14 protein-coding genes, 3 pseudogenes and 1 other annotated feature are annotated in these 22,426 nt (G+C 68.1%); of the genes and pseudogenes, 9 read left to right on the plus strand and 8 right to left on the minus strand.

What is annotated here, in order from left to right; translation table 11 throughout:
* The first annotated feature begins 3 nt into the window (after positions 1-3).
* Positions 4-918 carry a fumarylacetoacetate hydrolase family protein gene (locus AB6A66_RS12875; protein ID WP_371056204.1) on the plus strand — a complete coding sequence of 305 codons (915 nt, stop codon included), beginning with the start codon at positions 4-6 and terminating at the stop codon, positions 916-918.
* Positions 919-931: 13 nt separating this feature from the next.
* On the opposite strand, the gene AB6A66_RS12880 is transcribed toward AB6A66_RS12875, so the two are convergent.
* Positions 932-2,341 (minus strand): short-chain fatty acyl-CoA regulator family protein, encoded by a 1,410-nt coding sequence (locus tag AB6A66_RS12880; protein WP_371056205.1) that lies wholly within the window; start codon positions 2,339-2,341, stop codon positions 932-934.
* A gap of 158 nt (positions 2,342-2,499) precedes the next feature.
* On the opposite strand from AB6A66_RS12880, the gene AB6A66_RS12885 reads away from it, so the two are divergent.
* From AB6A66_RS12885 to AB6A66_RS12905, 5 genes are all read left to right on the plus strand, one after another.
* Complete coding sequence (locus tag AB6A66_RS12885) at positions 2,500-3,696, plus strand: aminotransferase class V-fold PLP-dependent enzyme (RefSeq protein WP_371056206.1); 1,197 nt, start codon at positions 2,500-2,502, stop codon at positions 3,694-3,696.
* Between the two features lie 105 nt (positions 3,697-3,801).
* Positions 3,802-4,974: a malate--CoA ligase subunit beta gene (locus tag AB6A66_RS12890; protein ID WP_371056207.1), complete on the plus strand. Its 1,173-nt coding sequence runs from the start codon at positions 3,802-3,804 to the stop codon at positions 4,972-4,974.
* 11 nt (positions 4,975-4,985) lie between these two features.
* Positions 4,986-5,882 carry a succinate--CoA ligase subunit alpha gene (gene sucD / locus AB6A66_RS12895; RefSeq protein WP_371039118.1) on the plus strand — a complete coding sequence of 299 codons (897 nt, stop codon included), beginning with the start codon at positions 4,986-4,988 and terminating at the stop codon, positions 5,880-5,882.
* 346 nt (positions 5,883-6,228) lie between these two features.
* Positions 6,229-6,684, plus strand: coding sequence for a DUF411 domain-containing protein (locus AB6A66_RS12900; protein ID WP_371039119.1), 456 nt, complete (start codon positions 6,229-6,231; stop codon positions 6,682-6,684).
* 278 nt (positions 6,685-6,962) lie between these two features.
* Complete coding sequence (locus AB6A66_RS12905) at positions 6,963-12,845, plus strand: ExeM/NucH family extracellular endonuclease (RefSeq protein WP_371056208.1); 5,883 nt, start codon at positions 6,963-6,965, stop codon at positions 12,843-12,845.
* Positions 12,846-12,870: 25 nt separating this feature from the next.
* Here AB6A66_RS12905 and AB6A66_RS12910 read toward each other — a convergent pair whose 3' ends face one another.
* The 4 genes from AB6A66_RS12910 to AB6A66_RS12925 all read right to left on the minus strand — a co-directional run bounded on the left by AB6A66_RS12910 (position 12,871) and on the right by AB6A66_RS12925 (position 15,890).
* Positions 12,871-14,133, minus strand: coding sequence for an MgtC/SapB family protein (locus AB6A66_RS12910; RefSeq protein WP_371056209.1), 1,263 nt, complete (start codon positions 14,131-14,133; stop codon positions 12,871-12,873).
* A 100-nt stretch (positions 14,134-14,233) separates the two neighbouring features.
* A complete protein-coding gene (locus AB6A66_RS12915; protein WP_371039122.1) occupies positions 14,234-14,866 on the minus strand; it encodes a methyltransferase domain-containing protein in 633 nt (210 codons plus the stop codon).
* Entirely contained in the window at positions 14,863-15,549 is a 687-nt protein-coding gene (locus AB6A66_RS12920) for a class I SAM-dependent methyltransferase (RefSeq protein WP_371056210.1), read from the minus strand. Before AB6A66_RS12920 ends, AB6A66_RS12915 begins: the two co-directional genes overlap by 4 nt.
* The gene (locus tag AB6A66_RS12925) at positions 15,546-15,890 is read right to left on the minus strand and encodes a hypothetical protein (protein WP_371056211.1); all 345 of its coding nucleotides are present in this window, start codon (positions 15,888-15,890) and stop codon (positions 15,546-15,548) included. Before AB6A66_RS12925 ends, AB6A66_RS12920 begins: the two co-directional genes overlap by 4 nt.
* A gap of 278 nt (positions 15,891-16,168) precedes the next feature.
* Here AB6A66_RS12925 and AB6A66_RS12930 point away from each other — a divergent pair, with 278 nt between their 5' ends.
* Positions 16,169-17,458 (plus strand): MFS transporter, encoded by a 1,290-nt coding sequence (locus AB6A66_RS12930; protein WP_371056212.1) that lies wholly within the window; start codon positions 16,169-16,171, stop codon positions 17,456-17,458.
* A gap of 105 nt (positions 17,459-17,563) precedes the next feature.
* Here the strand turns inward: AB6A66_RS12930 and AB6A66_RS12935 are convergent, their stop codons facing one another.
* Positions 17,564-18,757: an MFS transporter gene (locus tag AB6A66_RS12935; RefSeq protein WP_371056216.1), complete on the minus strand. Its 1,194-nt coding sequence runs from the start codon at positions 18,755-18,757 to the stop codon at positions 17,564-17,566.
* Between the two features lie 649 nt (positions 18,758-19,406).
* On the opposite strand from AB6A66_RS12935, the pseudogene AB6A66_RS12940 reads away from it, so the two are divergent.
* Positions 19,407-19,583, plus strand: a pseudogene (locus AB6A66_RS12940) (transposase); the annotation flags it as partial.
* A gap of 262 nt (positions 19,584-19,845) precedes the next feature.
* On the opposite strand, the pseudogene AB6A66_RS12945 reads toward AB6A66_RS12940, so the two are convergent.
* Positions 19,846-20,862 (minus strand): annotated as a pseudogene (locus tag AB6A66_RS12945) (IS110 family transposase).
* 87 nt (positions 20,863-20,949) lie between these two features.
* Between AB6A66_RS12945 and AB6A66_RS12950 the strand changes: the two are divergent.
* Positions 20,950-22,120 (plus strand): annotated as a pseudogene (locus tag AB6A66_RS12950) (IS3 family transposase); the annotation flags it as partial.
* Positions 21,069-21,185 (plus strand) — a sequence feature (AL1L pseudoknot). It overlaps the preceding pseudogene by 117 nt.
* A gap of 10 nt (positions 22,121-22,130) precedes the next feature.
* Here the strand turns inward: AB6A66_RS12950 and AB6A66_RS12955 are convergent.
* A partial coding sequence (locus AB6A66_RS12955) for a hypothetical protein (RefSeq protein WP_371056213.1) occupies positions 22,131-22,426 on the minus strand: 296 nt, incomplete at its 5' end.

Consider the following 22,426-nt stretch of genomic DNA (forward strand, 5'->3'; position numbering starts at 1 on the left):
ACCATGAAACTCATCACCTTCCGCCGGCATCCCGCGGATGCCGGCCGGCTCGGCGCCCTGCTGAGCGATCAGGTGGTCGACCTGGCGCTGCTGGGCGACGCCACGGGCGAACCGCTGCCCGACGCGATGCTCGACTTCATCGATCTCGGGCCGCAGGCCGTGGCGCAGACCGCCGCGCTGCTGGACGACATCGGGGACGACATGCCGCTGGGCGCCGCGCAGCCCCTGGCCAACGTCACGGTGATGGCGCCGATCCCGCGCACGCGGAAGAACATCTTCGGCATCGGTCTCAACTACGCCGAGCACATCGCCGAAAGCGCGCGCGGCCTCGACACCGCAGCCGACATGCCCGAGAAACCGGTCATCTTCTCGAAGCCGCCCACTGCCATCGTAGGCCCGGGCGATCCGATCCTGCACGACGCGTCGCTCACGCAGCAGCTCGACTGGGAGGTGGAACTCGCGATCGTCATCGGCACGCGGGCGCAGCGGGTCGCGGAGGCCGACGCCATGAGCCGCGTCTTCGGCTACACGGTGATGTGCGACGTCTCGGCCCGCGACAACCGCCGCGCCGGACAGTGGATCGTCTCCAAGGGCATGGACAGCTACGCGCCGATGGGGCCCTGCATCGTCACCGCCGACGAGATCCCGGATCCGCACGACCTCGACCTCTGGCTTGCCAAGAACGGCGAGGAGAAGCAGCGCTCCAACACCCGCGACATGTATTTCAAGATCCCGCATCTGATCGCCGACCTGTCGGCGGGCATCACGCTGGAGCCGGGCGACGTGATCGCCACGGGCACGCCCGAGGGCGTGGGCGCGGGGCGCGATCCGCAGGAATGGATGTGGCCGGGCGACGTGATCGAATACGGCGTGGACGGCATCGGCGTCATGCGCAACCCGGTGATCCGGGCGGGCTGACGGCCCCTCGCGGTCAGACCTGGTAGCGCGTGGCGCCCCGCCGCCGCGTGTCGACTGGCCGCGCGAGGATGGCAGCGTGATGGGCGCGCTGGTCGCAGTTGGCGCGCGGGCAGATGCGGCAGTTGATCCCGATGGGCGTCATCTGCGTGGCCTTGACCGCGAAGCCCTCGGCGTAGCCGATTTCGGGTGCGTGCTCGACCGAGCAGCCCATCGCGACGGCAAGCCGGATGTCCTGCGCGTGGCGCGCGAAGGTGGGCCGGTCCACCGTGCGGGAGAAGACGAAGAACTGGCTCTGGTCGGGCATCTCCACGAATTGCGGCACGATGCGCCCCGGCGTGCGAAAGGAGGTGTGCACGTCGAGCCGCGGGCAGGCCCCGCCGCGTTCGGCGAGGTGGAAGCTCGTGGAATTGAAGCGCTTGGTGACGTTGCCCGCCTTGTCGATCCGCAGGAAGAACAGCGGCACACCCTGCGCCCCGTCGCGCTGAAGCGTCGTGGCCCGGTGACAGGCCTGTTCGAAGCTCACGCCGAAGCGCGTGGCGATATGGTCCATGTCGTATTTCGAGGCGCGCGCCTCGGCCAGAAAGGCGTCGTAGGGCATGAGCACCGCTGCCGCGAAATAGTTGGCGAGTTCCACCCGGCAGCGCGCGCGGCCATTCGTGTCCTGGATCCCCGAACGGTCGAGAATCCCGTCGAGCAGCGCCTCCTGCTCGACGAGCGCGGCGACGTGGCAAAGCTGGAACACCCGGTTGGGGTGGTCCATCGCCTGGCTCAGCAGCACCTCGCGGCGCTCTTCGTCGAACAGGCGCAGCGCGTCGGGCAGGTCCTGGACCGGCACGAGACGGGTGCTGAGCCCGAGCCGCTTCGCAAGCCGCGCCTTCAGGTGCGAATAGACGTCATCGAGGGGCGGCGGGGACCCTGCCCAGAACGTCTCGGCCGCCGCCTCGAGTTCGGGGAAATGGTTGCGGTTGCGCCGGAAGAAGTCGTGGACCGCGGATTCGGGCGACGCCGCGATAAGCGGCTCGGCCTGGGACTGGCCGGCCGACGCGACGCTGATCAGCTGGTCCGTCGCCGCCTGGTAGGAGCGGTAGAGCTTCAGGAAGCCGCGCGCCAATTCGGGGCTGTGAACGAGTGCGGCGCGAAGCTGGGGCAGATCGGGGCGCACATCCTCGAAGAGCGGATCCTGCAGGACGGCGCGCAGATCGGCGAGCTGGGTGCTGTCGTCGTCCTCGGCGATGGCGCGCCAGTCCACGCCGTAGACCTCGAAGAGGCGCAGCATCACCGGCACCGAGACGGAACGCTCGTTGTTTTCCAGCAGGTTGACGTAGGAGGTCGAGATGCCGAGCGCGCGGGCCATCTGCGCCTGCGTCTCCCCCCGCTCGAGCCTGAGGCGCCGCAGATGTGGGCCGATGAAAGTCTTCTGCATGCCTTTGCACACCTTTGACGTTTGTGTATTTCACAATTACACATATTTTGATTAATGTAAAATCTCGCGTTTACAGCAGAACCCGTTTTGCTTTTGCACAATTGATGGGCAGTGGCAGTGTCCGGCTCGAAAGACAGATTCCCGCTGGAGGCGACCCGATGCGCACTGGACAGACCCATCTCTTCATTCCCGGCCCGACGAACGTTCCCGAGGACGTCCGGCAGGCGATGAACGTGCCCATGCAGGACATGCGCGCGCCCGATTTCGGCGAGCTGACGCTCGATCTCTTCACCGGGCTGAAAAAGGTCCTGCGAACGGAGGCGGGGCGCGTGATGATGTTCCCGGGCTCGGGCACCGGCGCCTGGGAGGCGGCGATCACCAACACGCTCAACGCGGGCGACAAGGTGCTGATGTCGCGCTACGGGCAGTTCTCGACCCTCTGGGTGGAGATGGCCCAGCGCCTGGGCCTCGACGTCGAGGTGATCGACGTGCCCTGGGGCGCCGGATGCCCGGTCAAGGAATACGCCCGCCGCCTCGGCCGCGACCGCGAAGGCCGGATCAAGGCCGTGTTCGTCACCCACAACGAGACCGCGACCGGGGTCACCTCGGACGTGGCCGCGGTGCGCCGCGCCCTCGACGAGTGTTTCCACGATGCGCTTCTCTTCGTGGACGGCGTCTCGTCCATCGGCTCGATCGATTTCCGCATGGACGACTGGGGCGTGGACCTCGCCGTGACCGGCTCGCAGAAGGGCCTGATGCTGCCCGCAGGGCTCGGCATCCTCGGCGTCTCGGAAAAGGCGATGGAAGCCTCGAAAACCTCCACGATGCGCCGCGCCTATTTCGAATTCGCGGACATGGTGAAGATGAACGAGGGCGGATATTTCCCCTACACGCCGCCGACGCAGCTTTTCCACGGCATGCGCCGCTCGCTCGACCGGATCTTCGCCGAGGGCCTCGACAACGTCGTGGCGCGCCATCACCGTCTTGCCGAAGGCGTCCGCCGCGGCGTGCATGCGATGGGCCTCGAGCTCGTGGCAGAGCATCCCTCGCTCTATTCCGACACCGTCAGCGCGATCCGCGTCCCGCAGGAGATCGACGCGCGCGACGTGATCGCCGCGGCCTACACGAAATACAACACCTCGCTCGGCTCGGGCCTCGCCCGGCTCGCCGGAAAGGTGTTCCGCATCGGCCACCTGGGCGACCTGAACGAGGGCATGATCCTCACCGCCCTCGGCGTCACCGAACTCTCGCTCGCAGAGGCGGGGATGAAGGTGGAGTTCGGCCGCGGCGTGGGCGCGGCGCAGGCGTGGTTCGCCGGCCAGGCCGGCGCGGAACTGCGCGTGGCCGCCGAGTAAGCCCGGCGCCGCGAGGTCGGCGCCGTCATCCGAAACGATCGGGCCCGAACCGGCGGTATCCGCCGGGCCTGCACCGCCTGTCCAAGCATCACCCGGAGGAGACCCATGGACATTCACGAATATCAGGCCAAGGAGATCCTGAACCGCTTCGGCGTGCCGGTGCCCCGCGGCGGGCTGGCCTACAGCCCCGAGCAGGCCGGGTATCGCGCCCGCGAGCTTGGCGGCGACGGATGGGTGGTGAAGGCGCAGATCCATTCCGGCGGGCGCGGAGAGGCGGGCGGCGTGAAGCTCTGCCGCTCGGAGGAGGAGGTGCGCGACTTCGCCGCCACGCTCTTCGGCAAGCAGCTCGTCACCAAGCAGACCGGCGCGTCGGGCAAGGGCGTCTACCGCGTCTGGGTCGAAAGCGCTTCGGACATCGCGCAGGAACTCTATCTCGGCTTCGTGCTCGACCGGAAGTCTGAGCGGATCATGATCGTGGCGTCGGGACATGGCGGGATGGAGATCGAGGATCTGGCCGAGACGGATCCGGACTCGCTCCGCCGCATGGCGATCGACCCCGCCACCGGGCTGTGCGAGTTCCAGGCACGCGAGCTGGCCTTCGCGCTCGGGCTCGAGGGCGGGCTCGTCGCGCAGATGGTCACCACGCTCAAGGCCTGTTACCGCGCCTACCGCGAGCTCGACGCCACGATGGTCGAGATCAACCCCCTCGTCATCACCGGCACGGGCGAGCTCGTCGCGCTCGACGGCAAGATGAGCTTCGACACCAACGCGCTTTTCCGCCGCCCCCAGATCGCCGAACTGCGCGATCCCTCGCAGGAGGACGCGCGGGAATGCATGGCCGCCGACAACGGGCTGGCCTATGTCGGTCTCGATGGCGACATCGGCTGCATCATCAACGGCGCCGGCCTCGCCATGGCGACGATGGACATGATCAAGCTCGCCGGGGGCGAGCCCGCCAACTTCCTCGACATCGGCGGCGGCGCGAGCCCCGAGCGCGTGTGCCGCGCCTTCCGCACCGTGCTCGCCGACCGCAACGTGAGCGTGATCCTCGTCAACATCTTCGCGGGCATCAACCGCTGCGACTGGGTGGCCGAGGGCGTGGTGCAGGCCTACCGCTCCGAGGGGCTCACGCTGCCCGTCGTCGTGCGGCTTTCGGGCACCAACGTCGAGGAGGGCCGGCGCATCCTCGCCGAGTCCGGCCTGCCACTAGTCACCGCGGACACGCTGGCCGACGCCGCCGAGAAGGCCGTCGCCGCCCGCACCAAGCTAGCCGCCTGAGGGAGGACGCCATGGCCATTCTGATCGACGACACCACGAAAGTCCTGGTGCAGGGGATGTCCGGCCGCATCGGCCGCTTCCACGCAGAGGAGATGATCGCCCACGGCACCAATGTCGTGGCCGGCGTCACGCCCGGCAAGGGCGGCGACGAGGTGCTGGGCCGCCCGGTCTTCGACACGGTGCGCGCCGCGGTGGCGGCCACGGGCGCCGAGGCGAGCCTCGTCTTCGTGCCGCCCCCCTTCGCCGCCGACGCGATCATGGAGGCCGCCGACGCCGGGATCCGTACGGCGGTCTGCGTAACCGACGGGATCCCCGCGCAGGACATGATGGAAGTGAAGCGCTTCCTCCGCCGCTACCCGCGCGAGCGCAAGATGCGCCTCATCGGGCCAAATTGCGCGGGCGTCATCTCGCCCGGAAAGGGCTTCATGGGGATCATGCCGCCCCACATCTACACGCCGGGGCGGGTCGGCATCGTCGGCCGTTCCGGCACGCTCGGCTACGAGGCGGCGAGCCAGATGCAGATGCTCGGCATCGGCGTTTCCACCTCCGTGGGCATCGGGGGCGACCCGATCAACGGCTCGTCCTTCCGCGACATCCTCGAGCTTTTCGAAGCGGACGCCGAGACCGACGCGGTGATGCTGATCGGCGAGATCGGCGGCCCGCAGGAGGCGGAGGCCGCGGCCTACGTCCAGGAGCGGATGAAGAAGCCCGTCGTGGCCTATATCGCCGGCCTCTCCGCGCCGAAGGGCCGCAAGATGGGCCACGCCGGCGCGATCATCTCGGCCTTCGGCGAAAGCGCCCAGGAAAAGGTGGAGATCCTTTCCGAGGCGGGCATCACCGTCGCGCCCAACCCCTCCGCGATGGGCGAGACGATGGCCCGGGTGCTCGAGGCGCGCGCTGCGGCCTGAACCGCGCGCGCCCTGCCCGCTGCGCCCCGGCGCGGCGGGCATCTTTCGCGGATAACCACGCAGAAGGCCCACGCCCCTGCGCCGCAACCGACGGCACCATGCCGGACAACGCCATGTGCGTCCTCGCCGGCGGCACCGGGTCCTTCGGGGGCGCGAACCTCGATCGAGCCGGCCACCGGCAGGAGGCGAGCGGCGCGACCCGCGATCGTCCGTGGCCGACACACTGCGGCTTGGTGCTCCGGGACCCTGACCTGACCGCCACGGCCCGACATCTTTCGCACTTGATCTTCCCGTGACTGGAGGCTTCATCCTCCTTGTTCAGCGAAACGATAGGAGGATCCTGTACATGCAACGTCAAGTCGCGCCGTTTTCCATGGCCGCCGCGCTCCTCGCGCTTCTGCCGACGCTCGCCACGGCCCAGACCGTGCACGTGGCCAAGACGTCGGGCTGCGGCTGTTGCGTCGCATGGATGGATCACATGGAAGAGCACGGCTTCCGGGCGACCGGGCAGGACGTGTTCGGTGGCGCGCTCGTGCGGATGAAACTGGACAGGGGCGTGCCCGCCGGTATGGCGTCATGCCATACCGCCACGGTCGATGGCTACGTCATCGAGGGCCACGTGCCCGCCGCGGACGTGCGCCGGCTTCTCGAAGAGCGGCCCGATGCGGTCGGCCTCGCGGTGCCGGACATGCCTCTCGGCTCACCGGGGATGGATTTCGGCAGCCGGACGGAACCCTATGACGTCCATCTCATCCGGCGCGACGGCACGACCGAGGTCTTTTCCTCGCACCCGGGCGATTGAGCCCCGGCCGTCGCCGTCGCCCTGCATTTTTCACGACAAGAAGAGCAGGTTGGCCCGAGCCGCGCATCGCGCGCCCGCATGCCCGCATCGGTCCGTTTTGCCCCCATTTGGGGGCGGTGGCCCTGTGTGCCGAGCTTATCATGATGCGCGCGCCGCGCGGGGATCGCGGGCGCTCCGTGTGCCTCGATACCAACGGCCTGTCGCCGTCGCGGATTGATCGAGACCGCAACCCGTTGATGGGCCTCGAGTGATCGAGGCCTCGCCAGAGGAAGTATTTCGTGAGCGAGTTGTTCTCAGACCGCTACGGCTGGCTGGTCGCAAGTCCGGTCTGTCCGATCGTGTACCAGGGCGACGACCCCGACGCGCCTGACTACAACGACGGTATCTGGGAAGCATCCGGCAACGGCGACAACGTCATCGACCTGAACGATCACCAGGCTGCGGACAACGCGCGCGGGCGCCAGGGAAACGACGCGCTTTACGGAAACGGGAACGGCAACAGGCTTCAGGGCGACGAGGGCGGCGACTGGATCGAGGGGAGGATTGGTCGCGACATCCTTGCCGGCGGCGCGGGCGACGACTGGCTCTTCGGCGGCGACGGGACCAATCTCACGCAGGACGGGGACGACTGCATCGACGGCGGCACCGGCCGGGACTGGATCGATGGCGAGAACGGCGACGACCTGCTGACGGGCGGCGCGGGAATCGACGTTCTCTTCGGCGGGGCCGGCGCCGATGCGATGTTCGGTGATGACGGGGATTTCGGCCTCGGCGGCGATGGCGACGACACCGACGGTGACGCGGCCGACTGGATGTCCAGCGGCGACGGCGGCGACGTCATGCATGGCGAAGGCGGCGACGACGTCATGTGGGGCGGAGCCGGCGACGACACGACGTATGGCGGCACCGGGCACGACAGGATCCATGGCGGCACCGGCCGCGACCGGATGGCCGGCGGCGCGGGCGACGACTTGTTGCTGGGAGGCGCGGGCGACGACGAGATGTTCGGCGACCTCCGCCAAGGTCAGGTCGATGATCTCGATTTCGGGTCAGACAACTGGCTGGACATGCTCGGGGAGGCGTCGGGCGGCCATGACGTAATGGCCGGCGGCGCGGGCGACGACATCATGGACGGCGGCGCGGGCCGCGACTGGATGGCCGGCGAAAGCGGCCAGGACCTGATGTTCGGCGGTCGCGGAAGCGACATGATGGACGGCGGCGCGGACCGTGACGTTCTTCAGGGCGATGCCGGCGTCGACCGGATCCGCGGCGGGTCGGACAACGACGTGATCGAGGGCGGCGCGCAGGGCGACTGGCTTTACGGCGATTTCGGCCGCGATGCGCCGTTCGGCTGGCATGTCCGCTTCGGGGCGATGGCCGACGACGCGAACGGCCAGACCTATGGCGGGCAGATCTTCGACCAACTGCCGATCGGCTGGGTCGAACTGCCCGTGCCGGCCCTCGAGGTGGAGAAGGACCGCGGCGAGGAGGGCGCCGACCTCATTCGCGGTGGCGGCGGGCATGACAGGATATTCGGCGAGGGCGGCAATGACCGGCTTTTCGGGGACAGCGGCGACGACACGATCGAGGGCGGTGACGGACGCGACTCGGTGGTCGGCAACTGGGGCGACGACGTGCTCTACGGCGGGCGCGGCGACGACTTCGTCTACGGCCGCCAGGACGACGACAGGCTCTTCGGCGAGGACGGAGACGATGTCCTAAAGGGCGGAGAGGGACAGGACAGCCTGACGGGCGGGATGGGCACCGACCGCCTTCACGGCGAGGAAGGCTGCGACGTGCTCGAAGGCGGCGAGGGCCGCGACATCATGGACGGCGGCGCGGCCGACGATCTGCTCCTCGGGGGGCTCGACAGCGACATCATGGAGGGCGGCTCGGGCGTGGACACCCTGATCGGCGAGGAGGGTCGCGACGATCTGTCGGGCGGCACGGGCGACGACATCCTGCTCGGCGGCCGACACGGCGACTGGCTGCGCGGCGGCGGCGGCAACGACCGTCTCTATGGCCAGGAGGGCGTGGATTTCCAGCGCGGCGGCGCCGGCGACGACGTGTTGCACGGTGGCGGCGCGAACGACCGCCTTTTCGGAGACGGGGGCAACGATTTCCTCGTCGGCGGGGCCGGCAACGACATGCTGGTCGGCGGCGAGGGCAAGGACGTGTTCGTCTTCGACGTGATCTGGGACGGCCAGACCGTCGTCGCCGATTTCGGCCACGACATCCTGCGCGACCTCGATATCGACGAGGACCTCGACGTCCTCGGCTTTCGGGTCACGGCTGTCGGCGGCGCGGCGGGCGCCAGCGGAGCCGCGGCCTTCGCGGCGCTCGAGGCCGCGGCGACCGTGACGGACGACGGGTGGCACACGACCATCTCCGTGGGTGACAGCTCGCTGCGGCTGCACAACGTCTCGGGCGGCACAACGCCTTTCACGTCGCTCGGGCAGGACGCGGTCCCGATCGGCGGCATCGGGCTCAACGCGATCTCGACCGGCGATGCAGGCTATTACGAGGTCGTCAACGTGGTCGCGGTGACGCCGGGGCTGACACTCGCGACCGACGAGGACACCCCCGTCACAGTCGATCTCGCTCCGGTTCCCGCGCTCGCGGGGCTGGCCCATATCGAGATCGTACAGGCGCCCGACGCCGGAACGGCGCGGATCGATGGCGGCATGCTGGTCCTGGACCCGGGCGGGGACTTCGAAAGCCTCGCCGCGGGCGAAGTCCGCAGGGTCCTGGTCGATCTTTTCGCCACCAGCGCCCATGTCCCCGGCACCTGCCCCGACGGCCGACGCACCGACCTTTCCGTGCTCGTCGAGATCACGGGCCTCAACGATGCGCCGGTGTTCGGCGAGAACGAGACGGTCTTCGCCATCGCGGAGCGGGAGGACGGCGCGGTGGACGAGAACGTCGCGCTCATCACGCTCTCCGGCGCGCTGGCCTTTTCCGACGCGGACCTGAGCGACACGCACACCGCCGGCGTCGTCCCGCAGGCAACGGGTTACCGCGGCAGCTTCGCGCTCGTCGGGACACCGACCACCGCCCCCGATACGGTCAACGGCACGCAAGGGTGGGACTTCACCGTCGCCGACGCGGATCTCGATACGCTCGCCGAGGGCGAGACGCGCGTGCAGCGCTATGACGTCAAGATCGACGACGGCCAGGGCGGGACCGCGACCCGGACGGTCGAGGTCACGCTCACCGGTCGCAACGATGCGCCCGAGGCCGCCGATGACGACAATTCGGACGACCCGGTAATCGAGGCCGGCACAACCGGGCCCGGCGACGCGACGGCGGAGGGCAACGTCCTGTCCAACGACAGCGACGTCGACTTGCTGGACACGCTGTCGGTCTCGGGCGTCGCCGCCGGAGATCTGACGGCGGATCCCGGCACGCTCGCCGGCGGCACCGGCATCGCCGTGACCGGCGCCTACGGGAGTCTGACCGTCCAGGCGGACGGCGAGTGGATCTACACGCTGGACGATTCGAACGTGGACGTCGACGCGCTCGAGGATGGCGATGTCGCCGCCGACGTCTTCACTTACGTCACCGACGACGGCAATGGCGGGCAGGATCGCGCGACCCTCACGATTTCTGTCAGCGGGACATCCGACGGCGCCACCCCGACGGTCGATCCCGTCATCAACGAGTTCGTGTTCGACCACAGGGGCGAGGACAGCTTTGCCTTTATCGACGTGCTCGGCCAGCCTGACGCGGACTACGCTGGCTTCTGGCTGCTGGAAATCGAAGGCGACGGCAGCGGTGCGGGAACCGTCGACGCGGCCATCGAGATCGGGGCGACCGACGCGAACGGGTATTTCCTGGCCGACGAGGACGTGGAGAACGGAACCGTCAGCCTTCTGCTCGTCGAGGGCTTCACCGGCGCGGTCGGCGACGATCTCGACACGAACGACGACAGCGTGTTCGACGTCGCCCCTTGGGCGCGCATCCTCGACAGCGTCGCGGTGAGCGACGGTGACACTGGCGATCTGACCTATGGCGGGGTCAGCCTGGCCCCCGGCTACGACGGCGTTTCCTTCGATGTCGGCGGCGCCTCCCGCATTCCGAACGGCACCGATACCGACAGCCCGACCGACTGGGTGCGCAACGACTTCGACGGCGCGGGCATTCCGGCGCTCGGCCCAGGGACACTGGTGCCGGGAGAGGCGCTGAACACGCCGGCCCGGGACAACGCGGTCGGCGACCCGGCGGCCGCGATCACCCCGATCTCGGCCATCCAGGGCTCTGGCAGGGACTCCCCGCTGGCGGGCCAGAGCGTCACGGTCGAGGCCATCGTGGTCGGTGACTTCCAGGACGGCGGCGCGGGCACGAACGGCGATCTGAACGGCTTCTTCCTGCAGGAGGAGGACGCGGACACGGATGGCGACCCGGGCACGTCGGAGGGACTCTTCGTCTTCGACGGGACCGGCCCGGCCGTGGACGTTCAGCCGGGCGACAGGGTCCGAGTCACCGGCACCGTCGCCGAGTTTTTCGGCGAAACCCAGATCGGCTCGATCACGGCAGTCGAGATCCTCGACAGGGGCAACGCGCTGCCCACCGCGGCCGAAATCGCCTTCCCGGTGGCCGGCGTGCTTGCAAACAGCGACGGCGCGCTGATTGCCGACCTCGAAGCCTACGAGGGCATGCTGGTCACCGTGCCGCAGCAGATGACGATAAGCGACCTGTTCACGCTTGGCCGCTTCGGCGAAATCGGCCTGAACGCGGGCGGCCTGACCGAGGCCTACACGCAGGCCAATTCCCCCAGCGTCACGGGCTTCGGCGCCTTCCTCGAGGCGCAGGTGAGGAACACGCTCGTCCTCGACGACGGCCAGACCGGCCAGAACCCGGAGACCGTTCCCTTCGAGATCGCCGGCACGCCCGGGAACATACCCGGCCAGTTCGATGCCGCGGACGCGCTGGGCGCCGGCGACACGGTCGAGGGCCTCACCGGCGTCGTGCGGTTTTCACGCGGCTCGGGGGGGATCGGGGACGAAACATATCGGCTCAACCCGACCCAGACGCCCGCCTTCGCCGATGCCGTGCCGCGGACGGACACGGCACCGGATGTCGGCGGCACGATCACGGTATCGGCGTTCAACGTGCTGAATTTCTTCACCTCTCTGGGCGATGAAGGTCTGACCGCGGGGCCCCTGGGCGCCGGAGTGCGGGGCGCGGACTCTCTCGCCGAGTTCGAGCGGCAAACCGACAAGCTGATCGCCGCGCTGGCCGGGATCGGTGCGGATGTCTTCGGCCTGATCGAGTTGGAAAACGAAGTGGGCGACCAGAACGGCGACGGCCAGTTCGCGCTTGGGTACATCGTGGATGCGTTGAATTCGGCGCTGCCCGGGGCCGCCTACGACTATGTCGATCCCGGCACGCCCTACGTCGGCGACGACGCGATCATGGTCGGCATGATCTACGACAGCAACGCCGTGCGCCTCGCCTCGGACACGACGGTCGAGATCCTGACCGATGCCGATCTGGCCGCCCTTGGCGCCGATCCCGGCACCCCGGTCTTCGACGGTGCCGGGACCAGCCGCGCGCCCCTGGCCGCCACGTTCGAGGAGATCGCCAGCGGCGAAACCTTCACCGTGGCCGTCAATCACTTCAAGTCGAAAGGGTCCGTCAGCCCGTTCGGCGACAACGCCGATATCGGTGACGGCACCGGCAACAACGACGAGGCGCGCCTGCAGGCGGCCCAGGCGCTCGATGCCTGGCTCGGCAGCGACCCGACCGGATCGGGCGACGGCGACGTGCTGGTCATCGGCGACCTCAATGCCTACGCGATGGAGGATCCGGTCGCCTTCCTGAAGAGCCGGGGCTACGAGGACCAGGTCGCGCGCTTCCTCGCCGCAGACGCGTTCCCGTTCTCGTTCGGCTTCCCGGTGGATCTGGACGCAGCGCCGCAGGCGCAGACCTTCGGCGCGCTGGATTACCTGCTCGCCAATGCCTCGATGGCGTCACAGGTGACCGGGGCGGCGCAATGGCAGATCAATTCGGTCGAGGCCGCGGCACTCGGCTACGACACCACCGTCAAGACCGCGGGCCAGATCGAGGATCTCTACGCCACCGATCCCTTCAGGTCGTCGGACCATGACCCCCTGGTCCTCGGCCTCGACCTCGGTGCGAGCGACGCGCCGATCGCGTGACGCCCGGCCGCGCAGGACAGGGCGCCTAGTTCAGGAACCAGAGGCTCGCGCCCCCCGCCGCGATCACCGCGGCGTAGATCCCGGCCACGCGCACGCCCAGTTGCCAGTTGCCCGCGACAAGGGCGATCCCGCCCTTCACGGCGGTGTTGACGGACGCGGCGATGAAAATGGCGATCGCCCCGCTTTGCACTGCGAGATCGCCGCCGACCAGCCGCGAGACGGAGATCGTCAGCGCGTCCACGTCGGTGACGCCGGAGAGGGCGGCGGCGGCGAAGACCCCGCGCTCGCCCAGCCACGACCGAAGGTAGTGCATTCCCAGCATCACCCCCGCCAGAAGCGCCCCGAAGGAGAACGCGGCCTTCAGTTCGAGCGGGTTGGAGAGCCCCTCCACGCCCTCCATCACCCCGTCATCCCGAGTTGACAGAAGCTGGACCACCGTACCGCCGGCGAGGCCCGTTGCGGCCATGACGCCCATCGGCATGGCGAGGGGCGCGACGAGCGTGGGCTCGAACACCGCGACGAGCACGAGGATACGCAGGAACGTGACCGACCCGGCCAGCACCACGCCCGCCGCGGCCGTGCGCGCGAGAGGCGGGCGGTCGCGCACCAGCCGGGCCAGCGCCAGCGTCGTCGAGGTCGACGAGGCGAGACCGCCGAAGGCGCCCGTCGCGAGGATGCCGAGACGCGTGCCGACCAGGCGCATCGCGATGTACCCGAAGAACGACAGGCCCGCCACGATGACCACCGCCCACCAGATCTCGAACGGGTTGAGCACCTCGCCCGGCCCGTACCCGCGGTTGGGCAGAACCGGCAGCACCACGACGGACAGCACCGCGAGTTGCAGGAGCGCCACAAGCTCGAAGCGCCTGATCCTCGCGACCCAGCCATGAAGAAGCGGCTTCATCGCCAGCAGCAGGGCCGCGACCACGGCGACCGCCGCGGCGGGCGCCATCCGGCCGAGAACCGCCGCCGCGCCGAGCGCGAAGACGAGCAGAAGGGCGACCTCGGTCGTCAGGCCCAGGTCGTCGCCCTCCTCCAGCCGCACCCAGTAGCTGACGGCCAGAAGCGCGCCCAACGCCAGGAACGCGAAGGCCAGAAGCGCGGGCGAGGTCGCCTGCACCAGCCAGCCGCACACGCCGCCCAGCAATCCGGCCAGCGCGAAGGTGCGAATGCCTGCGACACGCGCGCCCTCGGACTCCTCGCGCTCGTGCCAGCCGCGTTCCAGCCCGAAAAGCAGCCCGATGGCCAGCGCGAGCCCAAGTCGCTGAAAGATCTCGAGGTCATCCATGCGCGACATCATGCATCAGAATACCCCCTGCGCCACAAGCGGCATCATGCGGGCGGGACCGTCGCGGGCCGCGGGGCGCGGGCGGGCTTTTCGCGGCCTGTCAGGGCGTGGCCGGAACGGTTTCCGCCCGGTCCGGGCACGGGGAGCGGAACACCGCCATCTGGCTCGCGCCTCCCAGGTCGGGATGACGGCCCGCGATGTCCTGGAAGGTGACGGCATAGCCCGCCGACCGCGCCGCGCGGCTGCACCACTGCCGGAACCTGCTCCGCGACCACTCGAACCGGTGGTCGGGATGACGGAAGCGGTGCGGCGGCACCCCCAGCAGCGGATTGAACTCCGCGTTGGGCGTGGTCACCACGACCGCGCCGGGCCGCAACGTGTGAAAGAGCGCCCGTTCGAGCCGCGACAGCCGGTCCGGGTCGAGATGCTCGATCGTCTCCACCAGAACGGCGCAATCCATGCCGGCAAGCTCCGGCGCCGGGTCCGTCATGGAGGCGGCGCGCAGCTCTATCCGGGGCCCGCAGGACCCGAGGTCGCACAGGCGGCGGCGCAGCCGGTCGAGCGAGGCCGTGCAGATGTCGAGGCCCACGATCTCCTCGATGCCCGGCTCCCGCGCCAGGCGCAGCAGAAGATCGCCGTCGCCGCAGCCGAGGTCCAGTATTCGCGCGGCCCCGGTCGCGCGCACCGCCGCCAGAACCGCCGCAAGGCGTTCTTCGTGCAGCCAGCTGGTCATGCCGAGCGCCCGCCCGGACGCCGTAGCAACGCCACGTCCTTCACGGGCACCTCGCAGGTCCAGCCCCATTCCGTGGCGAGATGGCGAAACGTCGCTTCGCGGTAGAAGGCAACGTGGGTCGGATCCTTGCGGTAGTGCCAGGTCCCGAAACGCGCGTCATCGGTCTGGAAGCAGGTCATCACGGCGAGCCATCCGCCGGGCCGCACCATCCGGCGCAGGCGCGCGAACGCCTCGCCAGGGCGATGGAAATGCTCGGCCGTCTCGGTGCAGACGACGAAATCGTGGCTTTCGGAAAGCGGCGCGGGATCGGGGGCGAAAAAGGGATCGTAGAGCGCCACCTCATGGCCCGCCTCGCGCAGCATGGCGGCGAGCGCCGGACCGGGTCCGCAGCCGTAGTCGAGCCCCGACGCCCGAGGCGGCAGCCGGTCGAGGAGGGGTTTGGCCAGCCGCGACAGGAAACGGCGATAGCCGGGGTCGTCAGGGTCGTTCTCGTGGGTGAGATAGAAGGCGCATTCCTCGTCCCGTGCCGGATGCTGCGCCGGGTGCAGGAACCGCAGACCGCAACAAGGACAGCGAAAATAATCTCGCGCGTCCGCATGGATGAAATGCGCCGCTTTCGCACCGCAGAGCAGGCAGGCGCAGGCGCATCGATGCGGCACCGGCACGTGGGCCCGCCCGGTCATCGACCCTCTGCCCGCGCAAGGGCGCCGGTCTGCGTGAACGGCGTGCCGGTATGGGGGGTGCCGAAGATCACGGGCTCCGCCCGGGCCTCGCCCCATGCCCGGCCCAGCCGGTCGAGAAAGCGCGGGTCCGGCAGGCGGTCGGGCCGCGCGGTCCCGCAAGCCGCGCTTTCAAGCCGCCGCGCCGCACGCTCCGGCGCGGTGACGAGGCCGGTCATCAGGAACGCCTGCCCCGGAATGATCTCGTCGACCTCCAGCGCGCGGCGCAGATCCTGCCGGCGCCGCAAGCCCGGCGCGCCGATGGACGACGGGCAGTCGTCCAAGTCCTCGAAGAGACGGCTCATGTCGTTCACCCTGCCCGGACTCCCGAGTCCCGGATGCGGTCTTGTCCGCCGAATCCACCCGCGCATCAACCGCAAGCGCGTCCGCGGCATCGGCGATGGCCTTCGGTCATCGAGTCGGCGGGTTGGACCGCGTCAGAAAGACGCGCACCGGTCCGGTCGCAATGCTGACGCTTTGTCGCAAATGATTGGACATGCGGCGCTGCAGCGAAGGCGGCGGCGATCACTGGGTGCAACGTTGGACGGGCATTGCGGTTCCCGGCGACAGGACAGGGCGGCTCATGTTTCAGATGTTGTCCGGGGTGTGGGCCCTTCTGATCGGCATCGTGCTCATCATGCTGGGCAACGGCATGCATTTCACGCTGATCGGTCTGCGTGGCGAGATCGAGGGATTTTCCGCCGCAGAGCTCGCCGTGGTCACCTCGGGCTATTTCATGGGCTTCCTGTCGGGCGCGCGGTTCACCCCGTTGCTGATCCGGCGCGTCGGGCATGTGCGTGTCTTCGCGGCGCTCGGCAGCTTCATGTCGGCGGGGCTGATCGCGTTCACCCTCCTGGCCGAGCCCTGGGCCTGGACGCTGTTGCGCATCCTCGTGGGGTTCTGCATGTCCGGCATCTACGTTGCGGCCGAGAGCTGGCTGAACAACGCGTCTACCAACGAGACGCGCGGCAAGATCCTGTCAACCTACATGATCGCGCAAACGTTGGGCATCATCGGCGCGCAGGGGCTGCTGACGCTGGGCGATGCGGCAACCTCTGCGCTTTTCATCGGGGCATCGATCCTGGTGTCGGTCTCCTTCGCGCCGGTGCTTTTGTCCGTCACGCCCGTCCCCGCGGTCGAGGTGGCGCGGCCGATGTCCCTGCGCAAGCTGTTTTCGAGTTCGCCGCTGGGCACCATCGGGATCTTCCTTCTGGGCAGCGTCTACGCGACGCAATCGGGGATGGGCGCGGTCTTCGGATCGCAGATCGGGCTGTCCGCGTCGCAGGTCGCGCTTTTCGTCGCCATGCTCTTCGCCGGGGCGCTGGTGCTGCAATACCCGATCGGCTGGCTTTCCGACCAGATGGACCGGCGCAAGCTGATCTTCGGGGCGGCCCTCCTCGGCGCGGCAGCCTGCGCGATGGGATGGCTCGCCGGCAGCGACGCGCCATGGCTGAAGGACGCCGGGCTCTGGCCCCTCATGGCCGCCGCCTTCTTCGCGGGCGGCGTGACGACACCGCTTTACGCGCTGTTTCTGGCCTACACCAACGACTTCCTGTCCATCGAGGACATGCCGGCGGCCTCCGGAGGGCTTGTCTTCACCTTCGGGCTGGGCGCGATCTTCGGGCCGCTGGCGACCGGCTGGGCGATGCAGGAGTTGGGCCCGTTCGCGTTCTGGCTGGTGCTGGGCGCGACCTTCGCCATCACCGCGATCTATGCGCTCTACCGGATGACGCAGCGCGCCAACCTTCCGGCGGAGGAGACCGAGAGCTATCTCGGCGTGTTGCCCACCGCCTCGCCCGTGGCGGTGGAAGCGGCCGGCGCCTGGGCCGCCGACCAGGCCGAGGCCGAACGCGACGGCGACGCCGCGTCCTGACCGCGCCCGCGCCCCCCACCCTGCATCCTCGCCGGTCGCGTCGCCGGGCGGTTTCCGGGAACGCGCCAGGCGACCGCGATGCGGCGCGGCGACAAGGATCGCGCATCAGCCATGCATGGCGGCCGGAACCCTCAACGGACGGTCGCTGGCGTGGCGGTCGCGCAGCAGAACCGCCGTCGCCGCGGGCAAAAGCGCGACACCCAGGAACGTCGCGCCGGTCCCGATGGCATCCGCCGCGACACCCGCGATCGCCGGTCCCAGGACGCTGCCCGCGGCCGTGGCAAGAAGGGCCGCGGTGAAACTGAGCGACGGCAGGGCGGGAAACAGGCGCTCGGACCAGACGGCAAGCACGGCGCTCGTCATCATGACGTGCACGCCCTGCAACCCGGCCGACGGAACCAGCCCGGCCCAGCTGTCCGGCAGGATCGCGGCCAGCGCCAGCGACAGCGCCCCGGCCAGCATCACGAACCGCAACAGCCAGGGCAGGCCTATGGCCGTCTTCACACGGCCCGTGAAAAGTCCGGCCAGCCCGAAAAGGCCGTAGACGACGAAGACGAGACCCGGCGTCGCCGCGGCGGGCAGGCCCGGCACGCCGCCGCGGTCCAGCATGTGGTCGGCCGCGAAGGATATGTAGACCGCCGAGGTAATCCCGTAGACGAAGGCGATCACGAAGAGCGGAAGCGCCCCGCCGCGCAGAAGCTCGCGCCACCCTTTTTCGGGTATGCCGTTGGGGTCCCTCTCGACATCGCGCAAGGCGGCATGATTGGCCAGCAGGGCAAGCGCGCTCGCGACCGCGAAGCCCGTCCAGCACAACCGCCAGGACAGCCCCATCATCACCATGGCCAGCGCCGCGAGACCGGCCGCCGCGATCCCGACGCTGGTGCCGGTGCTGATCTCCGAAAGGGCCCTCGGCCGGTCGACGTCCCGGACCTTGCGATGCACCGCGTCGTTGAAGGGCGTCCAGGCGAACCCGGCGCTTGACGCGGCAAAAAAGACGCCCACCGCCAGGACGAAGACGTTCTGCGCCACGGCGACGACCGACATGCCGAGCGTCGCGGCGATCAGCCCCGATAGAACGGGCACCTGCGGCCCCCGCCGCATGAGCAGGCCCTGCGCGACGAGCAACCCGAGGAAGAAGCCGAAGAAACCCAGGCTCGACACGAATCCGATCTGGGATGTCGACATCGAGAAGGCCGACCTGAACTCGGGCACGAAGAGCCCGAAGCCCATGCGCCCGGGGCCGTAACTGATCGCGGTCGCGGCGAAGCCGGCGACGGAAAGGCTCTGGAAATAGGTGATGCCACCCTCCCGCGACTGCCATGTCCCGGCACGGGACGCGGCCCTGGCATGCTACCACGGGCTGCGCGCGATTACCCGCCGGCCTTGCAGGGCCGGCCCCCTTCCCCTTCACCGGGGCGGGCAGGCAAGGGCGCGCGTCCAGCACTCGAACGACTGGCGCGCGGGTCGCTTGGGACACCTAGGCCAAGGAAGTGACCACCCCGGTCGGGGGGCGCTTCCCCATCGGCGTCGCGGTCGACGCCGCCGGGAACGGCGTCACCAGCGTCGCGATACAGCTGGAAGGGGTGGCGACGGCGGCGGCTTAGCGTCCGACCTGAGCAGCGGCTTCCTCGAGCCATGTTGGTGATTCCGCAGAGGCGGGCGCGGGAGTGCTCCAGTGTCGCGACATCGCCCCAGTTCACATCCTAGGGGCCGCATTCGAAGTGATCGGCGCTGAGCGCGGCGAGGCGGTCGAGCATCTCGTCGATCTCGGTCTTGGCTGAGATGAACGCGGCGAGAGCGGCGTCATTGGTCTTGGGCATCTCAGGATCTCCAACTTGGCGTCGTGTCCACGACGGCGATTCTGGCGAGACATGGCAAGTTGTTTCCGCCGCACATGAACCGCCCCGGGTTTGCCGGAGGCTCCAACTCGTGAGTAGGATGGAGCATCATGAGCAAGACCACGAACAAGTATTCCCCGGAAGTCCGCGAGCGTGCGGTTCGCATGGTTTTGGACAATCCCGGGCAGCATGAGAGCCGGTGGGCGGCGATCCTGTCGGTTTCATCGAAGATCGGTTGCGCGCCGCAGACGCTGAACGAGTGGGTCAAGAAGGCTTGTGTGGATGCCGCCCGGTTTGCAAGGAAAATAATGAACCTTCGCGCGTGTGATCGAGTGCGTGCTTGTGTCAGGCCTTCTCTGTGCGGCTTGCCAAGCGCCGCTGGCCGGTATGGTGATCTGCGGATCGGATCCAAATCTGAGATGCGAGCGCGGAGCTCTCGCCTTCTTTCTGGTTGTTCCGATCCCGATCTTCTCGATCGGTTTGCCCGTACGGTTCCCTGCCTTCCTCACAACTCGTGCGACCGGGGCCTTTCCCGGTGCAGTGTAGGGGTCACGCCATCTGTGGCGGTGTGACCGGATGACCTCTGTAATCCTCGCCCTTCGTCAGCATGGCCCAGATGCTGCGTGCCATTTTGTTGGCGAGGGCCACCGCGACCAGCATTCGCGCCAATCACGATCCTTCGGGTGGGCGTTTCCGTGTCGCCCCGTACACAACCGACATCGCGCCGATAATCAGCAACCTGCGGATGTCGCGCTGTCCCATCTTCGACATCTTTCCAAGCCTTTGTTTGCCACCCGTGGATTTCTGCAGCGGAACGAGACCCAGCCAGGCCGCAAAGTCGCGACCGCGCCGGAAGCTCTCCATCGGTGGCGCGAAAGCCTCGATCGCCAGCGACAGGATCGGACCGACCCCGGGCATGGTCTGCAAGCGGCGCGTGGTCTCGGCTTCGCGGGACATGGCGTCGATGTGCTTCTTCAGTTTGTCTGTACGAACGGTCAAATCGGCGATCTGCTCCATCAGGCCGCGGCAGATCTCCCGAACAGCGGTTGGTATGTCCGTGTTTTCATCCGCGATGATTTCTTCGATCCGGCCCATGTGATGGATGCCGTATGGGGCGATATAGCCGAACTCATAAAGATGCGCGCGCAGCGTGTTCACCAGTTCGGTCCGCTGGTTCACCAGCTGCTCGCGGGCGCGAAAGGCGATGGCGCGCTCCTGCTGCGCTTCGGTCTTCACCTCCACGAAGCGCATGGTCGGGCGCGTGGCTGCCTCGACGATGGCCTCCGCATCGTTGGCGTCGTTCTTGTGGCGTTTTACAAACGGCTTGACATAACGCGGAGCGATCAGCTTGGCCTCATGGCCGAACCGGATCATCTCGCGCGCCCAGTGATGCGCTCCGCCGCAAGCCTCCATGACAACCAGGCACCGCGGCAGGTCCATCATGAACCTGTGGAATTGCAAGCGCGAGAGCTTCCTTCGGAACACGGGGTGCCCGTCGGCGCGGGCGCCATGCACGTGAAAAACGTTCTTTGCCAAATCGACGCCGACGATTGTAACCTCCTCCATGGGTGTCTCCCTTTCTCTTTCGTGGCTGTAGACAACCACGACGTTGGCACACAGCGATGCCGTCGAGGAAGGGCGGCATCCACCCCATCTGAGGTGGATCGCGGTGAGCGGGCCGGTGTCACGACCGAGATGGCCGAGCGGCTGAAGGCGCTGGAGCGGGAGAACCGGGAACTGAAGCAGGCGAACGAGATCCTCCGGAAGGCTTCTGCTTATTTTGCCCAGGCGGAGCTCGACCGCCGACCGAAGTCATGATCGCTTTCATCGACGATCACCGTGGAGAACTCGGGGTCGAGCCGATCTGCAAGCAGCTGCCGATTGCCCCGTCCACCTATTACGATCATCTGGCGAAGCGGGCCGACCCTGATCAGCGTTCAGATCGGGCCAAGCGGGACGCGGAACTGCGCCCCGAGATCGAGCGCGTGTTCGATGCCAATTTCAAGGTCTGTGGCGTGCGCAAGATCTGGCACCAGATGCGCCGGGAGGGGGTCGACGTGGCCAGATGCACGGTGGCGCGGCTGATGAAGGAAATGGGGCTCAAGGGCGTCATTCGTGGCAAGAAGATCTGGACGACGCTGCCGGACAAGGCACAACCATGCCCATTGGACAAGGTGAACCGTCAGTTCCGCGCGCCTGCGCCGGATATGCTGTGGGATGAGCCGTTGTCGCGCCATTGGTCCGAGCGACAATGGCGAATGATTTCACCTATGTCGCGACCTGGCAGGGCTTCGTCTATGTGGCGTTCGTGATCGATGNCAGGGCTTCGTCTATGTGGCGTTCGTGATCGATGCCTTCGCGCGCCGCATCGTAGGCTGGCGGGTCAGCCGCACGGCCCATGCCGTCGCCCATTGGGCTTGAACCAATGGCGCCACAATGGGCAACCGTGCTCGATGCCCTGGAACAGGCCGTTCATCAGCGGCGGCCGGGCGCGGGGCTGGTGCATCACTCGGATCGCGGGTCGCAATACCTGTCGATCAAATACACCGAACGCCTGGCGGAGGCGGGCACCGAACCGTCGGTCAGCAGCGTCGGTGACAGCTACGACACTGCCCTGGCTGAGACGATCAACGGTCTTTTCAAGGCAGAGGTCATTCATCGCCGTGGACCATGGCGCAGCTTCGACGCCGTGGAATACGCCACCCTCGGATGGGTCGATTGGTTCAACAACCGCCGCCCGCTGGAACCCATCGGGAATATCCCGCCAGCAGAGGCCGAAGCAAATCACCACGCCACTCTGGAAACTCAGACCATGGCAGCGTAACTATCTGAAATCAACCTCCGGCAAACCCGGCGCGGTTCAGCGAATCGAGATTGAGGGACTTCTCACCGGCGTCGAGGACGCCCCACCTCTTCTGCACCCCAGTCTTGCGCTTCGCTACCGCGAGCGCGTCACGAAACTGGTGTAGACGCTCAGCGTAGCTGAACATCGTTCGGCAGCGGGAGAAGTAATCAGGAGTTTGGTCGAGAAGATCGTGCTGAGCCCGGACGAAAGCGAAAACCGTCTGGCTGTCGATTTTCACGGCGACCTGGCCGTTATCCTTTGATAACACGTACAAATCTGGTTGCG

It is taken from the genome of Rhodosalinus sp. K401 (assembly GCF_041365735.1).
In the GTDB taxonomy this organism is placed as follows: domain Bacteria; phylum Pseudomonadota; class Alphaproteobacteria; order Rhodobacterales; family Rhodobacteraceae; genus Rhodosalinus.

Coding starts and splice junctions, on each gene's coding strand:
- AB6A66_RS12930 (WP_371056212.1), top strand. CDS start 16,169: ATGTTTCAGATGTTGTCCGGGGTGTGGGCCCTTCTGATCGGCATCGTG.
- AB6A66_RS12875 (WP_371056204.1), top strand. CDS start 4: ATGAAACTCATCACCTTCCGCCGGCATCCCGCGGATGCCGGCCGGCTC.
- AB6A66_RS12880 (WP_371056205.1), bottom strand. CDS start 2,341: ATGCAGAAGACTTTCATCGGCCCACATCTGCGGCGCCTCAGGCTCGAG.
- AB6A66_RS12915 (WP_371039122.1), bottom strand. CDS start 14,866: ATGACCAGCTGGCTGCACGAAGAACGCCTTGCGGCGGTTCTGGCGGCG.
- AB6A66_RS12920 (WP_371056210.1), bottom strand. CDS start 15,549: ATGACCGGGCGGGCCCACGTGCCGGTGCCGCATCGATGCGCCTGCGCC.
- AB6A66_RS12910 (WP_371056209.1), bottom strand. CDS start 14,133: ATGGATGACCTCGAGATCTTTCAGCGACTTGGGCTCGCGCTGGCCATC.
- AB6A66_RS12890 (WP_371056207.1), top strand. CDS start 3,802: ATGGACATTCACGAATATCAGGCCAAGGAGATCCTGAACCGCTTCGGC.
- AB6A66_RS12925 (WP_371056211.1), bottom strand. CDS start 15,890: ATGAGCCGTCTCTTCGAGGACTTGGACGACTGCCCGTCGTCCATCGGC.
- sucD (WP_371039118.1), top strand. CDS start 4,986: ATGGCCATTCTGATCGACGACACCACGAAAGTCCTGGTGCAGGGGATG.
- AB6A66_RS12900 (WP_371039119.1), top strand. CDS start 6,229: ATGCAACGTCAAGTCGCGCCGTTTTCCATGGCCGCCGCGCTCCTCGCG.
- AB6A66_RS12885 (WP_371056206.1), top strand. CDS start 2,500: ATGCGCACTGGACAGACCCATCTCTTCATTCCCGGCCCGACGAACGTT.